Source organism: Photobacterium jeanii, assembly GCF_001650345.1.
Lineage (GTDB): Bacteria > Pseudomonadota > Gammaproteobacteria > Enterobacterales > Vibrionaceae > Photobacterium > Photobacterium jeanii.
Genome location: NZ_LVHF01000025.1, coordinates 201,121 through 216,650 on the forward strand (window position 1 = coordinate 201,121; position 15,530 = coordinate 216,650).

General features: G+C 47.8%; 12 protein-coding genes. 9 read left to right on the forward strand and 3 right to left on the reverse strand.

The genetic code is table 11. From position 1 onward, the window contains the following. Nucleotides 1–2: 2 nt before the first annotated feature. From A3K86_RS11745 to mepA, 4 genes are all read left to right on the forward strand, one after another. Complete coding sequence (locus A3K86_RS11745; protein ID WP_068331140.1) at nt 3–1,304, forward strand: hypothetical protein; 1,302 nt, start codon at nt 3–5, stop codon at nt 1,302–1,304. Further along, the gene (locus tag A3K86_RS11750) at nt 1,294–1,704 is read left to right on the forward strand and encodes a type IV pilus modification PilV family protein (RefSeq protein WP_068331142.1); all 411 of its coding nucleotides are present in this window, start codon (nt 1,294–1,296) and stop codon (nt 1,702–1,704) included. Before A3K86_RS11745 ends, A3K86_RS11750 begins: the two co-directional genes overlap by 11 nt. Nucleotides 1,705–2,039: 335 nt before the next feature. Further along, nucleotides 2,040–3,020, forward strand: a complete 981-nt coding sequence (locus A3K86_RS11755; protein WP_068331144.1) for a sugar-binding transcriptional regulator — start codon at nt 2,040–2,042, stop codon at nt 3,018–3,020. A gap of 116 nt (nt 3,021–3,136) precedes the next feature. Continuing rightward, a complete protein-coding gene (gene mepA, locus A3K86_RS11760; RefSeq protein ID WP_068331145.1) occupies nt 3,137–3,985 on the forward strand; it encodes a penicillin-insensitive murein endopeptidase in 849 nt (282 codons plus the stop codon). A gap of 80 nt (nt 3,986–4,065) precedes the next feature. Here mepA and A3K86_RS11765 read toward each other — a convergent pair whose 3' ends face one another. From A3K86_RS11765 to rdgC, 3 genes are all read right to left on the reverse strand, one after another. Beyond that, a complete protein-coding gene (locus A3K86_RS11765; RefSeq protein ID WP_068331147.1) occupies nt 4,066–4,320 on the reverse strand; it encodes a YfhL family 4Fe-4S dicluster ferredoxin in 255 nt (84 codons plus the stop codon). 6 nt (nt 4,321–4,326) lie between these two features. Continuing rightward, nucleotides 4,327–5,721: a prephenate-dependent tRNA uridine(34) hydroxylase TrhP gene (gene trhP / locus A3K86_RS11770; protein ID WP_068331149.1), complete on the reverse strand. Its 1,395-nt coding sequence runs from the start codon at nt 5,719–5,721 to the stop codon at nt 4,327–4,329. Between the two features lie 176 nt (nt 5,722–5,897). Further along, nucleotides 5,898–6,809: a recombination-associated protein RdgC gene (gene rdgC, locus A3K86_RS11775; protein ID WP_198160425.1), complete on the reverse strand. Its 912-nt coding sequence runs from the start codon at nt 6,807–6,809 to the stop codon at nt 5,898–5,900. Nucleotides 6,810–6,966: 157 nt separating this feature from the next. Here rdgC and A3K86_RS11780 point away from each other — a divergent pair, with 157 nt between their 5' ends. The 5 genes from A3K86_RS11780 to A3K86_RS11800 all read left to right on the forward strand — a co-directional run bounded on the left by A3K86_RS11780 (nt 6,967) and on the right by A3K86_RS11800 (nt 15,427). Then, complete coding sequence (locus A3K86_RS11780) at nt 6,967–8,211, forward strand: exonuclease SbcCD subunit D C-terminal domain-containing protein (RefSeq protein WP_068331152.1); 1,245 nt, start codon at nt 6,967–6,969, stop codon at nt 8,209–8,211. A gap of 14 nt (nt 8,212–8,225) precedes the next feature. Further along, on the forward strand, nt 8,226–12,023 hold the full coding sequence (locus tag A3K86_RS11785; protein WP_068331154.1) for an AAA family ATPase: 3,798 nt from the start codon (nt 8,226–8,228) through the stop codon (nt 12,021–12,023). Between the two features lie 185 nt (nt 12,024–12,208). Then, complete coding sequence (phoB, locus tag A3K86_RS11790) at nt 12,209–12,898, forward strand: phosphate regulon transcriptional regulator PhoB (RefSeq protein ID WP_068331156.1); 690 nt, start codon at nt 12,209–12,211, stop codon at nt 12,896–12,898. Between the two features lie 63 nt (nt 12,899–12,961). Next, nucleotides 12,962–14,272 carry a phosphate regulon sensor histidine kinase PhoR gene (gene phoR / locus A3K86_RS11795; RefSeq protein ID WP_068331159.1) on the forward strand — a complete coding sequence of 437 codons (1,311 nt, stop codon included), beginning with the start codon at nt 12,962–12,964 and terminating at the stop codon, nt 14,270–14,272. A 168-nt stretch (nt 14,273–14,440) separates the two neighbouring features. Further along, the gene (locus tag A3K86_RS11800) at nt 14,441–15,427 is read left to right on the forward strand and encodes a PstS family phosphate ABC transporter substrate-binding protein (RefSeq protein ID WP_084406591.1); all 987 of its coding nucleotides are present in this window, start codon (nt 14,441–14,443) and stop codon (nt 15,425–15,427) included. Nucleotides 15,428–15,530 lie beyond the last annotated feature (103 nt).

Sequence of the window (15,530 nt, forward strand, 5' to 3'; positions counted from 1 at the left end):
TAATGAAACAACGAGGTGCAATAACTTTGCTAGTGACAACAATGGTTGCTGTTGCATCATTATTATTCTCATTGGCTTCTTATAAAAATGTATTCTATCAAATTAAGCGTACGCAAAATGAGGTTTTGACATCACAAGCTCATTGGAAAGCCGAAGGTGGCCTAGAGTGTGGCTACACAACCATGAAAAACTCATCTAACCCTGAAAATGCAGATCTGCCAGTTTTTTTTCCTGCGGGATGTGATTCTGAGCTTGGGATAGATTTAAAAGCAACTAAAGAGCCGACAACAAGTAATATTATTTTGTCATCTTCATTTTCTGATAGAGCAAAAAAAATTATTGAAAGAACTGTGATTGTAAAATCGAATAATAACTCGTCTGGTGTGCTTCAGACTGGATCTAATATGTACACTCACTCTTCAATTGAGATAAAAAAACCCGATCCGGGAAAAGAGCAGTCGGTAGGTTGGGAATGTATTGCAGTTAAATATCGGGGCGTATTTTCACCGACAGGTTCAATTATCAATAAAGGTTTATCTCATATTAATAATGACTCATTTGATCGCAAAGGAAAGGATTGCTTATCAACGCACATGACAAATAGTGGTGGCGGTCAAAATCTTTTAAAGGATATAGTCAAAGATGAAAATATGAGCCCGTTCAAAGATTTCTTTGGTGTTAGTGATGCTGAACATAATAAGGCTCGTGATGATAAGTTCGATATTATTCTGACTGATACCAGTACTGGTGGCAAAGGAGAAAATCCATACAACGGTTTTGCTGGATGTGGACCAAAAATAGTGGAAGCAATGCAAAAAGGGCATGATGCGGTATGGGTGGAAGGTCATTGTGATATCAACGCCGCTGACTTTCAGAAGATAGTGACATTATCTCAAAAATTAGATGGAGCAATGTTGCTTGTTCATGATGGGCTATTTTCCATTTACCCAAACAGCAATGCCAATGCAGATAATAAGTTTCAAGGAATTATTTTTCATTACAATGTTGATTACAAAGTTAATTTTGCCGATTGGAATAAGAGCCAAGCTTATTCTCAGTTAAGTCATATTCCCTCTGTGTTTGGCGATAATGTTAAAGAGGCGAGTTACTTCCAGCGTGGTTCGCTCTGGGTTAGTGGTGGTCTTATTTTGGATGCTAAGCATCAGGAGAGTGGAAAGAATAAAGCGCAAAATGCTTTGTTAGATACATCGTCGGTTATTACCTATAACGGTAAACACTTTAAGAAATTCGGTGGTGGCGGTACTGAAATCAAATGGCTAGAGGGCTCGTGGAATGATTTCTAAGCAGCGAGGCGTGGGCTTGATTGAAGTATTGATGTCATTGCTGGTGATGTCGGTAGCCGTACTCGGTTTGATTAAGATGCAAGCCTATATGGAGGTAAGATCTGAAAATGCTCTGCATACCTTAGATGCCCTTCATTTTGCGGAAGAGAAAATGGAACTCTTCCGTACCCGAGCACAAAGTGCTGCTGGCGGTACTATTGCTTATGACTCCATTACGAATGGTCAAGATGAGGTTAAGCTTGGGAGTAAAACCGCCACTCGCACTGTGACGGTAAAAGACAATATACCTGCAGTAGGCATGAAGAAAGTCGAGGTTAAAGTTGCTTGGAAAGATCGTCGCCAAGCAACACAGGCTGTTAAGTTAGAAACCATTATTTCTCAGTACAGTGAGTTTGACTAACTGGTATCTAGCTAATGCTTCATCTTATGAAGCGCCTACAAAAAAGCTTTTGGGTTCCTGTGCTCCAAAAGCTGTACAGGCTGATCATGTTAATAATATCAAGTGTTTAGCTTTGTGTTGTGGTGTTACTTTTGCTGCCTGAAAATACGTTCAGCTTTTTGCTGGTTTTCGCTTTGTAAGCTGAACGCTATTGTTTCTCTGGTAAAAAGAGAAACGGCGTTAGCACCTAATCATGGTCTTTTGCTGGCTTGTATACCCTCTTGTACGTTTTCTTTACTCACAGCTTCCTTGTATGATTAGCGCTAACGTTCTGATTAGCAAAGCGAAGCCCTGCCATGACTACCACGCCTGTTGAACCGACTCATGTTGATAGCGATCTACTGACTGAGATTGCGATTGCTTATTACCAAGATGGTGCAACCCAAGAAGAGATCTCAAAAAAGTTTGGTATGTCTCGTGCCAAAGTCGGTCGTTTATTGCGTCGTGCTCGTGATGAAGGGGTGGTGGAAATTACCGTTAAATATCACCCGGTCTTTAGTGAAAAACTAGAGCAGCAGTTAGTTGAACGCTTTGGCTTAAAACGCGCTTTAATCGCGCTTGATCAGCCAGACGATGAAAGTCAGCGCCAACAAGTTGCTAGCTTAGTATCGAGTTACCTAGCTTCCATCTTAACGGATGACATGGTGGTGACTGTTGGTCAGGGGCGTAATATTGCCACGATTGCTAATCATGTTGGTGTGGTGCCGCACCGTAAGTGTCGTTTTGTGTGTGGTATTGGCGGTACTCACCGTTCGGGTAATGCGATCAACGCTGACCACATTTGCCGTCAGTTGGCGAAGAAATACGATGGCATCAGTGAAACCCTGTATGCCCCAGCCTATGTTGAAGACATCACGGTTAAAGAAGCCTTTATGAAAAACGGCACGGTTAAAGAAACCCTTGATCGTGCCCGTCGTGCTGATGTGGCTTTGGTGGGGGTCGGTGATATGAACGAGAATAGCCACATGGTGAAGTTGGGCTGGTTTACCCCACAAGAAATCGTCGAAGCGCGAATTCGTAAAGGCGTGGTTGGTGATATTGCTGGTTATGACTTTTTTGATAGCCAAGGTAACAAAGCTGACACCATGATGAGCGATCGCGTGATCGGCCTCAGTATGGAGGAGTTACGTCATATTCCTATTGTGGTGGTGACGGCTGCTGAGAACAGTAAAGCGTTAGCCCTTTTAGGGGCGCTGCGTTCTGGCGTGGTTGATGTGTTGGCAACGAGTGTGAGTAACGCGCTGACCATTTTGAACCTCGACCAACAAATGAAGTAACCCAATTTTCTTGCGTTGATATTTTTGAAGCTGCCTCGTGCAGCTTTTTTCTTCTCACTTTTTTGTGACTGCTATCATTAAAACTACCCACTTGGCTTAGCTAAGGAGAGCCGTCAGTGAAGTTTGTTAGCGTCTTTATCTTTTCGTTATTAGTCTCAAGCCTACCTGCCATAGCAAGCCCGTGGGAGAAAGTCACAGCACCCAGTAAAGGGGAGTCTGAAGCTATCGGTACTTATAGCAATGGCTGTATGGCTGGCGGCTCGGCGTTGCCTTTGCAAGGTGAAGGGTATCAGGTGATCCGCTCGCACCGTGGGCGGTATTATGGTCATCAAGAGATGATCATTTTTCTCGAACAGCTATCAAGTCAAGTCAAACAGCTAGAGTTGGGTAATTTGTTGGTGGGTGATATAGCGATGCCACGAGGCGGACGTTTTTCCTCTGGGCATGCCAGCCACCAAACGGGGCTCGATGCCGATATCTGGCTCAAGATGACAGATAAACCGCTTGATAAAGATGCTTTGGTTGAAGCGCAGCCATTGCCTATGGTGCATATCAAAGATTACAAAATTAACAAAGAAAACTGGAGTGATAAACAAGCGCTGTTGGTCCAACTGGCAGCGGTGGACGAACGGGTGGCGCGGATTTTTGTTCATCCGGTGATCAAAGAGCAATTATGTCAGCGAGAATGGAAAGACCGTGATTGGTTACGAAAGGTAAGGCCGTGGTGGGGGCATTATTATCACTTCCATGTTCGTTTGCATTGCCCTGAAGGGAGCAGTGAGTGTCAGCCACAGAAAGCGCCGCCCGCCGGTGATGGGTGTGGTGCCGAACTTGCCTCTTGGAAGCCAAAGCCTAAGTCCGAAAGCGAGAAGTCGGGAAATGCGAAGAAAACCGCTGCAGTGAAGAAGAAAAAGCCGAAGAAGATCCCGCCAGCACAGTGCATTGCCTTATTAACTCAAGGTTAGGGCAAGGTGGAAATAGCCAGATAAAAGAAAAGCGCCAATCGGCGCTTTTCTTTTTAATGTTTAGCAAGCTTGCAGGCAAGTTATGCTAACCCTTGTAGGGTTACAAACTTCTCTAGCAGCTCATCATCCGTTTCCACATGATTAGGATCGGTGATGATGCAGTTGGTGATTGGGCACACTGACTGACAAGTCGGCTTGTCGTAGTGACCTTTACACTCGGTGCAGCGATCAGGATCGATCTCGTAGATCGAGTCACCCATGACGATAGCTTCGTTAGGGCACTCAGGATCACACATGTCGCAGTTGATGCACTTTTGGGTGATTAATAACGCCATAACAGCTTAACCGTTTTGTTGAGCGTGTGGGTTACGTGTATTTTCACCAGTGTTTAGGTTACGCATCAGTAGACCGAAATCTAGATCCATATCAGCAGGAACAGGGATGAATACGAAGTGACCGTTACCTTTAGCATCATCAATGCTTTCAGACTTACGGTTTTCCATCATCTCTAGATTGAAGATCACGTTACCTTTTGGTGTCATTACTTCTAGGCTATCACCAACAACGAATTTGTTCTTCACTTCAACTTCAGCAAGGTCGCCACGGCGTTTACCTGTGAACTCACCAACGAATTGCTGTGAATCAGAGATTGAGTAACCATAGTCGTAGTTTTGGTACGCATCATGTGTGTGACGACGTAGGAAACCTTCGGTGTAACCACGGTGTGCAAGGCTTTCAAGCGTACCCATTAGGCTTGGGTCAAATGGCTTGCCAGCGACTGCATCATCAATTGCTTTACGGTAAACCTGCGCAGTACGTGCACAGTAGTAGAATGACTTAGTACGACCTTCGATTTTCAGTGAGTGAACACCCATCTTAGTCAAACGCTCGACGTGTTGAACGGCACGTAGATCTTTTGAGTTCATGATGTAAGTGCCGTGCTCGTCTTCAAACGCTGCCATTTTTTCTTCTGGACGGTGCGCTTCGCTTAGCAGTACCACGTCGTCAATTGGCTTACCACGACCGATAGTGGTTTCAGGACGCTCATCTTGCACTTCGATTGCTTGAGTGCTTTCAGGAGTGAACTCTTCAACGATTTGGCCAGCGTCGTTTTCAGCGCCTTTCTCAACTTTGTATTCCCAACGACATGCGTTAGTACATGTACCTTGGTTAGGGTCACGTTTGTTGATGTAGCCAGACAGTAAGCAACGGCCAGAGTACGCCATACATAGCGCGCCGTGTACGAATACTTCTAGTTCCGTTTCAGGACAGTGTTCGCGGATCTCTTCGATTTCTTCAAGTGATAGCTCACGAGAAACGATCACACGCTCAACGCCGTTGGCAGCCCAGAATTTCACGGTTGCCCAGTTTACTGCGTTCGCTTGAACAGATAGGTGGATCGGCATTTCTGGGAATGCTTCACGAACCATCATGATAAGACCAGGATCTGACATGATAAGTGCGTCAGGACCCATTTCTACCACAGGCTTAAGGTCGCGAATGAAGGTCTTTAGTTTTGAGTTATGCGGCTGAATGTTACATACCACGTACAGTTTTTTACCCTGTGCGTGTGCTTCATTGATACCGATTTGTAGGTTTTCGTGGTTGAACTCGTTGTTACGAACACGAAGGCTGTAACGTGGTTGGCCTGCGTAAACAGCATCTGCACCGTACGCGAACGCGTAGCGCATGTTTTTAAGACTACCAGCAGGGGATAACAATTCAGGTTTAAACATAGCTCTATAATTCTCAGTGTCTGATTGCAAATCAGGCCGCAATCACCTAGTGATGCGGAAGGGGAGGCGATTTTACTGTGAACTGCACCACAAAGGCAAATATGTGAGCAGGAACAAAAAAAGGCCACCGTATTCGGTAGCCTTGAGTATGGTTGAGTTAGTGCGTTTTACAACGCTTACTCTTTGGCTTCAAGGCCGCCTAACACTTCAAATAGGTTAGGCAGGAAGGCCGAGAACTCACCACACATTAGCGATAAATCAGCGTCGATGCGTTGTGCTACATCTTCGCGGTCGATATCGTCGTTTTCATCTTTTAGCTCATCGCTGAACTTTAAGCGTTTAACTGATAGGTCATCGCTCAGAACAAAGTCGATGCGATCTTGCCAGTTCAGCGCCAGCTTAGTTACCACTTTGTCAGCTTCGATGTGCGCAAGGATCTCATCACAGCTTAGGTCTTGCTGCTTACAACGGATCACACCGCCTTCTTCAAGCATGGCTTTGAATTCCGCTTCTTCACCAATGGTGAAACCCGTTGGGCTTTCGTTTGAGCGTACCCATTCGGTTAGCGTGAGCTCTGCTGGTTTTTCTGGCGTAACCGGAACCACTGGCAAGCTACCGATAGATTTACGTAACAGCGCCAGCATATCTTCAGCTTTTTTGAAGCTACCCGCATCAACCACTACATAACCTAGCTTTGGCATGATCAACGCGTAAGTTTGTGAATGACGGCTAAATGCGCGTGGTAGTAAGTCCATCACGATTTCGTCTTTGATGGTGTCTTTTTCTGTTTTCTTCAGTTTGCGACCAAGATCTTTTTCTTGCATCTCGATCTTGTTGTTCATCGATTCTTTGATCACAGAAGCCGGCAGCATTTTTTCTTCTTTGCGTGCACAAATCAGAATGTTGTCACCTGCAACGTGAGTGAACATGTCACCGTGCTTACCTAAAGCATGCGCCCAGCCAAATTTGTGCTGGTCTTGGCTTCCACAAGGGGTAAAGCGAAACTCTTCTAACTGCTTTTCCAGTTGATCGGGATTGAGGTCAATTTCGCGGGTAAAGCGGTAGGTCAGTATGTTTTTAAACCACATCATGGTTGCTACAAATCCTAGGTTGGGCATTAGGTTGCCAATCTTATTGTATTTCGGGCTCGATTGCTGCGGTTTTTTCGGTATCGCCTCTTTGTTATTAGGGGGAGTAGGTTAAAATCGAAGGCAGAAAATTTTAGGGTGATCCGTGAAACGACAAATGAAAATTCTCCATACCTCAGATTGGCATCTCGGCCATCAATTGCACGGCTACAGCCGTGATTTCGAGCACCAAGCTTTCCTTGATTGGCTTGCTGACACTTTAGAGCAACATCAGATTGATGCCTTGCTGGTGGCAGGAGATATTTTTGATACCGCTAACCCGCCTGCGAGTGCGTGGCGAATGCTGTATCGCTTCTTAGCTAGGATGGCGAAAAGCCTGCCGAAGCTGGATGTGGTCATGATTGGCGGTAACCACGACTCACCAAGTAAGCTCGATGCGCCGCATGAGCTGCTTAAAGCTTTTGATTTGCACATGGTTGGCGGTATTCACCGCGATGATAGCGGTGCATTGGATTGCGAGCGCATGCTCGTGCCTTTGACCAATAGCCAAGGTGAGCAAGCGGCATGGGTATTGGCAGTGCCGTTTTTGCGAAGCGCTGATTTGCGAACTGACAATTTGAGTGACGACGATGATCGCTTGATCAAGGGGGTCGAAACCCTGTACGCAGAAATGACAGCCACTGCCCGTGAACTTCAGGGTGATAACCAAGCTTTGATTGGTATGGGGCACGCGTACATGGCGTCAGGCAAGCTATCCGAGATGTCGGAGCGTCGAGTGCTTGGCGGCAATCAACACGCGCTACCCGCCTCAATTTTTGCCGATGATATAAACTATGTCGCTCTGGGTCACCTGCACTTGGCGCAGCGTGTGGCGAAACAAGAACATATTCGTTACAGCGGTTCACCACTGCCGCTGTCGATGTCTGAACGTGATTACAAACACCAAGTGGTGATCACCGAGCTTGATGGCAAAGCAGTAACAGAGATAGAGCAAATCTTTATTCCCCGTACTGTCGATATGCTTAAAGTGCCAACTAAGGCAGCACCGTTGGATCTCGTGTTAGCTGAGCTAAAAGCCCTTGAAGTCGAAGAGTTACCCCGAGAACAACAACCCTTCTTAGAAGTGCATGTGTTGCTCGATCAGCCACAAGCCTTACTGCGCGAAAAAGTGCTGCAAGCCATTGACGGTAAAGCGGTGCGCCTTGCCAAAATCACCCCGCATTATCAGCAAACCGAACAACAAAACCCGCTGAACCAACAGCGTTTGTCTGAGGTATCACCACAGCAAGTCTTTGCTCTGAGCTGGGCTAAGAAGTATGACGGTGAGCCGAATACGGCGATGGCAACGGCATTTGAAGAATTGCTGATCCATGTCGAAGAAAATGACGGACTAGAATCTTAAGGGTTGAACGAATCATGAAAATTTTAGCGCTACGTGGTGAGAACCTTGCCAGTCTTCAGTCTGGATTTGAGATTGATTTTGCTGATGGTCGTTTAGGCGAAAGTGGCTTGTTTGCCATTACCGGTAAAACAGGTTCGGGTAAGTCGACCCTGCTTGATGCTATTTGCTTGGCGTTATACGACCGCATTCCGCGTTTGCAGGCCAATAAGAAAAACGATGCCGAAATTGGCCGCGATAACGACAATAGCCGTATTAAGGCTAATGATGTCCGCAGTATTTTATCGCGCGGTAAAGCCGAAGGTTTTGCTGAAGTTGATTTCGTGGCGAACGATGGTAGTTACTGGCGTGCCCATTGGCATGTTCGCCGGGCGCGTGGTCGAGCGGAAGGGCGGATTCAAGCTTCTGAGCAATGGTTAGAGAACATTGAAACGGGTCAGCGCTTTGCGGGTAAGAAGCAAGAATTACAAACCGAAATTGAACGCCTTGTCGGATTAACCTTCGATCAATTTCGTCGTGCTGTGATGCTGCCGCAAGGTGAGTTCGCCGCCTTTTTAAAAGCAGGCGCTGATGAGCGTGCTGCGTTATTGGAACGAATGACGGGCGGTGAAATTTACGGTCGTTTGTCGGTAGCGGCTTACGAGCGGGCGCGTGAAGAAAAGCAACACTTGGATCAACTACAAGCCAAGTTGGGTGATATTGCGCTGCTGTCAGACGAAGAGAAACAAGCGCTCAACGAACAACTGACGACTCTCAAGCAAACGTTGCAGCAACTCAATGCCAACATTCAAGTGTTCAAGCAGCACCAGCAAGCAATGGTGACTGAGCAACAATTGTCCCAGCGTGTGAGTGCGACTAAAGATCAGCTCTCACAGGCAACCGAGCAGCAAGCCGCAGCCAAACCCCGTTATCTCCAATTAGAGCAAATCGAACAAGCACAGCCCGCTCGCGGTGATTTTGTATTACTTCAGCAAGTACAGCAGCGTATTAGCCACTTGATTGCGACCTTGCAGAATGCAGAGCAAGCGGTCAATGAGCAGCAGCGCCAAGCAACATCCGCGACCCGTGTTGTTGAGCAGGCGAAGCAATCAGTTAATGAGATTGAGCAAGCATGGCAAGCGCTTGAGCCGAAATTAAAGCAAGCCGCGAGTTTTGATCAACAGCTTGGCATGCACCGTGAGCAGCTGACTCAACAGCAGAGTGCCCAGCAAGCATTGCACCAACAAGTGAATGACCAGCAGCAAGCGGTTACTGCGAGTCAGCAACGCCAAGCGGAGCTTCAACACCAACAGCAGCAGTTGGCGATTTTCTTTGAACAACAGCAAACGACCAAAGCTGTATCGGCACAATATGAGGCGGTACAAAGTAGCCTCAGCCAATACCTTGCTGCGCATCGCCAGCTCAGTAGTTTGAGCAAAGAAAAACAGAAGATCGAATACGATCAACGCGATCAGCAAACACAACAAGCGTCGTTAGATAAGCAGTTGAGTGAGCTTTATCAGCAACGTCAAAGTGGCGAAAAGCAGCTTGCTGGTTTGGATTTTGATGCGTTGTCGACCCAACAAGTGAACGAGCAGCAGCAACTTCAGCAGCTGCAAACTCAGCTTGATAACTTGCGATCTGGCATGGCGGTTATCAAAGAAGCTCAAGGTTACATGACGCAAATTCTGGCGCGTCATGCTGATCACCAACAAGTCTTGAGCGATCAACAAGCCACAGAGCAACGTCTAGCTGCGTTAGCACCTGAGCTTGAGACATTGAAAGTGCGTCACCAAGAAGCCGAGGCAATGTTGCAGCAAAGCCGTGCGGTGCTGAGCTTGAATGATTACCGCGCAGAGTTGCAACCAGACCAAGCCTGTCCACTGTGTGGCTCGCACGATCACCCGTATGCAAGTGATGAGCCGCTGGTAGAGAGCGTTTTGACCGCGCAAATTCAACATGTTGAATCGCTGAGTAAGCAACTCCAGCAACTGGAAGCCGAAGCACATACCTTGCAAGCGCAGCAGCCTAAATTGCAGGCGCGATTGGATGACTTAATCACCGAGCTACGCCGTTTGCATCAGGCGTTTTGTACGCCGTTGGCAACCAATACCGCGTTACTGGACACATTGGCGGTTGAGCCGAGCGTGCTAGCACTGCAACAGCTCGATGTATTAACAACACCGCCGACGACTGATTCGCTAACGTCGCAGATCCAAGTTTGGCAGCAGCAGCTTACGCAGCAGCAAGACGCTTACCAAGCGACTCAGCGCAGTTTGAATGATCGCCAAGCGCAAATGGATCAAGTGCGTCAGCAACAGCAACTCCTGCAACGTTTACAACAGCAAGAAAGCACCTTGAAAGATGCGTTAAACCAGCACCAACAGCAGGCAACGCAATGGCAAGAACGCTTACATTCGCTTGAGCAGCAAAGTCAGGTTCAGCAACAAGTGCTGCAAGCACGTGACAGTGCGCTGAATGCGGTATTTGGTAGTGATGAGTGGTTACAGCAATTGCGTCAGCTTGGTGAGTCGCAGTATTTAGATCAACTGCAACAAGCGGTTGCCTTCTATCAGCAACAAAACCAAGTCCAAGAGCAGGTTGAGAAGCAGTTGACCGAACTCGCTCCTGTTTTGGCGACACAGCAACAAGCGTTACAACAAGCGCAAGCTGATAGCCAACAAGCCGAGCAAGCACTCGCGCAACTGAATCAAACCATCGAGCAAGTGTGGCAACAACGTTGTGCACTCATCGGTGAGCAAAGTATTGAAAACTTGGAAGCGAGCCATAAAGCATCACTTGTGACGAGCAAGCAAGGCTTGAGTGATGCCGAAACGCAATTACGCCAAGTGCACGATGCCCTAACGGCTGCAACCACCAATATCGCCAATATTAAGCAGCAACAGCAAGAGGCTGAGACTGAGTGCCAAACCCATCAAGCGACGTGGCAGCAATGGCAAGCGAAGTTGGGGCTTGATGAGGCGCAGTTAACTGAGCTACTGAACAAAGATGAAAATTGGCTTGGCCAAGAGCGCTCAGCATTAAAAGCCCTAGAGCAAGCGGTATCGGCAGCGCAAACCTTGCTGGTTGAGCGTGAGCAAGCATTGGTAGAGCATCAGCCTATAGTCGCTGCGGCGACAGCTTGGTTTAACGAACACGCCTTTACCGATGATCTTGAGCAGCAAAATGTGCAATTAACACAATGGGATGCGGACAAATCGAGCCAAGAAGAACAAGTGTTCCAGTTGCGTCAGCGTTTAACACAAGCCGAGCAAGCCCAACAGCAAGCAGGCGAGTTAACCGAGAAGTTAACCTCACAGCAGCAGCAAACCGAGCTGTGGCTGCAAATGAGCGAGCTGATTGGCTCGGCAACCGGTAATAAATTCCGCACCTTAGCGCAAGGCTTGACCCTGCAACAGCTGGTGGTGTTGGCGAATGAACATTTACACGATTTGGCGCCACGTTACGCATTGCAACCGGTGCCGAATAGCCCGCTGGCGTTGCAAGTGATTGACCATGATATGGGCGATGAGGTGCGTAGTGTCGAATCGCTATCGGGCGGTGAGAGTTTCTTGGTGTCTCTGGCGTTGGCATTGGCATTGGCGTCACTGGCGGCGGATACCCGTCAGTTGGGCTCACTGTTTATTGATGAAGGCTTTGGTACGCTCGATCCAGATAGCTTGGAAATGGCACTCGCTTGTTTGGATGCCTTGCAAGCCGATGGTCGTCAAATTGGGGTGATTTCTCACGTTGGCACCTTGGTTGAGCGGATCGGGGTTCAAGTGGCGGTCGAAGCGCAAGGTGGCGGACGCAGTAAAATCGCTATTCGCGGCTAGGGTGAAACCGATAAGCAGGCTAATTGACTGATTTGTATATAGCATTAGCCTGCTATCAAAGTGTGGTAAATGTCAGATTACTTTTTATGGTCACCATGACTTTTATTACACGAGGTCACAAAAGTGTCATAATTAACACTGATAATGTCGCCGACGACAGCAACGACAATTAGGTAAAAATCACTATGGTAAGACGGATTCTTGTAGTCGAAGACGAAGCACCAATCCGCGAAATGTTGTGTTTCGTACTTGAGCAAAAGGGATATCAAGCTATCGAAGCTGAGGATTACGACAGCGCGCTTGAAAAAATTTGCGAACCCTACCCAGAACTTATTCTGCTTGATTGGATGCTGCCAGGTGGCTCAGGCATCAATCTGATCAAACACCTAAAACGTGACGAAATGACCCGCCAAATTCCGGTGGTGATGTTAACGGCGCGTGGTGAAGAGGAAGATAAGGTTCGAGGGCTTGAAGTTGGCGCTGACGACTACATTACCAAGCCTTTCTCACCTAAAGAGTTAATGGCCCGCTTGAAAGCCGTGATGCGTCGCGTGTCGCCAACTTCGTTGGATGATGTGATTGATGTGCATGGCTTGAAGTTAGATCCGGTATCACACCGCGTGACATCCAATGAAGCGCCGCTCGATATGGGGCCTACCGAATTTAAAATGCTGCACTTCTTTATGACCCACCAAGAGCGTGTTTATAGCCGTGAACAGCTATTAAACAACGTGTGGGGTACCAATGTGTACGTTGAAGACCGTACCGTGGATGTGCATATTCGTCGCCTACGCAAAGCACTAGAGCCGGATGGTCACGATAAAATGGTGCAAACCGTGCGCGGTGCGGGTTACCGCTTCTCAACCCGAGTTTAGATTTAGCATATTGCCACCGACAAGCGCGACCCAATCGACCTTTGAGGTGGCTTAGAGGTCATCATGGTAGAACGCTTATCGTGGAAAAAACTGGTGTGGGAACTGCTGATCATTTATCTGCCTTGGGTTGTCTTGGGGCTGATTTTTGACTCTGTTCCTATGTCGTGGTTTCTGCTGGTGGGAACTTGGATCCAACTAGGTTGGCACTTCCATCACCAGTTAAAAATGTCGAACTGGTTATGGAAAGAGCGCAGCCTCACTCCACCTTCAGGCTCCGGTAGCTGGGAGCCGCTTTTCAATGGCATCTACCGCATGCAGCAACGCAACCGTCGTCGCCGCAAAGAGCTCGCCACCTTAATTCGCCGTTTCCGTAATGGTGCTGAATCCTTACCCGATGCAGTAGTCGTATTTCGCAGCGAAGGTAATATCGTTTGGTGTAACAAGCTCGCTCAGCACTTGTTGGGTTTCCGCTGGCCTGACGATGCCGGACAGCCGATCAGTAACCTGCTACGTAGCCCCGACTTTGTGCGCTACCTTGCCCGTAAAGACTTTGAGCAACCGCTCGAAATTACCGCTCCGTTTAATTACGACCGCACGCTTGAACTGCGGATCATGCGCTATACCGAAGGTGAGTACCTGATGGTGGTGCGTGATGTTTCGCAGGTGAAGCAGTTAGAAGGTATGCGTCGTAACTTCTTTGCGAACGTTTCTCACGAGCTACGTACTCCGATGACGGTACTGCAAGGCTACCTCGAAATGTCGAAAGACCCAGATATGCTGGTGGGACCTATGTGGGATAAAGCCCACGGGGTGATGACAGAGCAATTGCTGCGAATGAACTCTTTGGTTGAGCAACTCCTGACGCTCTCCAAGATTGAAGCTGCGCCAAATGTGGCGTTGGAAGAAAAAGTGGATGTGCCAGCGATGCTGGAGATTCTTGAAAAAGAAGCGGTATCACTGAGCGGTGAGCGCGGTCATGAGTTTACGTTTGAGGTCGATAAATCACTGCATGTGTTTGGTGATGACGATCAATTGCGCAGCGCGATTTCCAATTTGGTGTACAACGCGGTTAAGCATACTCCTGATCATGCTGCGATCACTGTACGTTGGTTCCAAGCTAATAATGGTCCACGATTAGAAGTGATCGACAGTGGTGATGGCATTGAGCAACAGCATATTCACCGTTTGACCGAGCGTTTTTATCGCGTTGATAAAGCGCGCTCTCGTGAAACGGGCGGCAGTGGTTTAGGCTTGGCAATTGTGAAACATGCGCTGAGTCATCACGATTCACAGTTGGAAATTAGCAGTGTGGTTGGTGAAGGCTCAACCTTTGCTTTTACGTTGCCAAACCGTTTGGTGTCCCGCGCGGCATAAGAGAAGGCATTGACCTGACTGTTTGAGTGTTGCATGTTAAGCGGTCGTGAGGCCGCTTTTTAGATTGTAAGGAAGTTCAGAGTGTTACCGACTGGCGCAAAATCTGTTGTTGATGTTTTAGCTACTGGCCGTACTTTATTTGCTCGTACAATGTTGGCTGGTGCTTTGATGGCAAGTGCCTTTTTTGCTGGAAACGTCGCAGCGTTAACTTCCTCAGACTCGAATATCAGTCTAAGCCCAAATGTTAGCCAAGCCGATGGCGTTGGCGAGCTACCGCCTTACCAACGTGTCACCGGTATTTCAGGGACCTTATCGTCGGTCGGTTCGGATACCCTTGCGAATCTGATGACTTATTGGGCAGAAGAGTTTAAACGCCGCTACCCTAATGTGACGATCCAAGTGCAAGCTGCAGGTTCATCAACCGCGCCCACTGCGTTGACAGAAGTCACCGCGCAACTGGGGCCAATGAGCCGTGTTATGAAAGCTCGTGAAGTGGAAGCTTTCGAGCAAGAATATGGTTATAAGCCCACCTCGATTCGGGTCGCCATTGATGCCTTAGCGGTGTTTGTTCATGAAGATAACCCGTTGCAAGGGATCAACTTTGCCCAACTTGATGCCATTTATTCGCGCACATTACGTTGTGGTGGACAAGCGCCGATTGAGCGTTGGGGCGATTTAGGGCTGAGCGGACGTTGGCAAGATCGCACGATCCAGTTGTTTGGTCGTAATTCGGTATCGGGTACTTACGGTTATTTCAAGAAACGTGCGCTGTGCAAAGGCGACTTTCGCAATAACGTTAACGAGCAACCGGGCTCAGCTTCCGTGGTGCAGTCGGTATCAACTTCGTTAAATGGTATTGGCTATTCAGGGATTGGTTATCAAACCACGGGGATCCGTGCTATTCCTGTTGCCCGTAAAGGCACTGACTATGTCGAAGCCACGCTTGAAAATTCTGCCTCAGGCGCGTACCCGTTAGCGCGTTATTTATATATTTACGTCAATAAGCATCCTACTCAGCCACTGTCGCCAATGGTTGCCGAGTTTTTCCGCTTTATTCTCTCTAGCGATGGTCAGAAAATCGTAGCCAAAGACGGTTATGTTCCCGTGCCAGCTAAAGTGGTAAAAGAAGATCTCGCCAAGCTGGATTTGCTATAACCGCCTTCAAGGCCTAGCCCTATTTTTTCGTTTCCATATAACAAAGCCTCATAGCCAAGAGTTATGAGGCTTTGTTGTTAGATGCTGTGATTTTTCAAGGTGG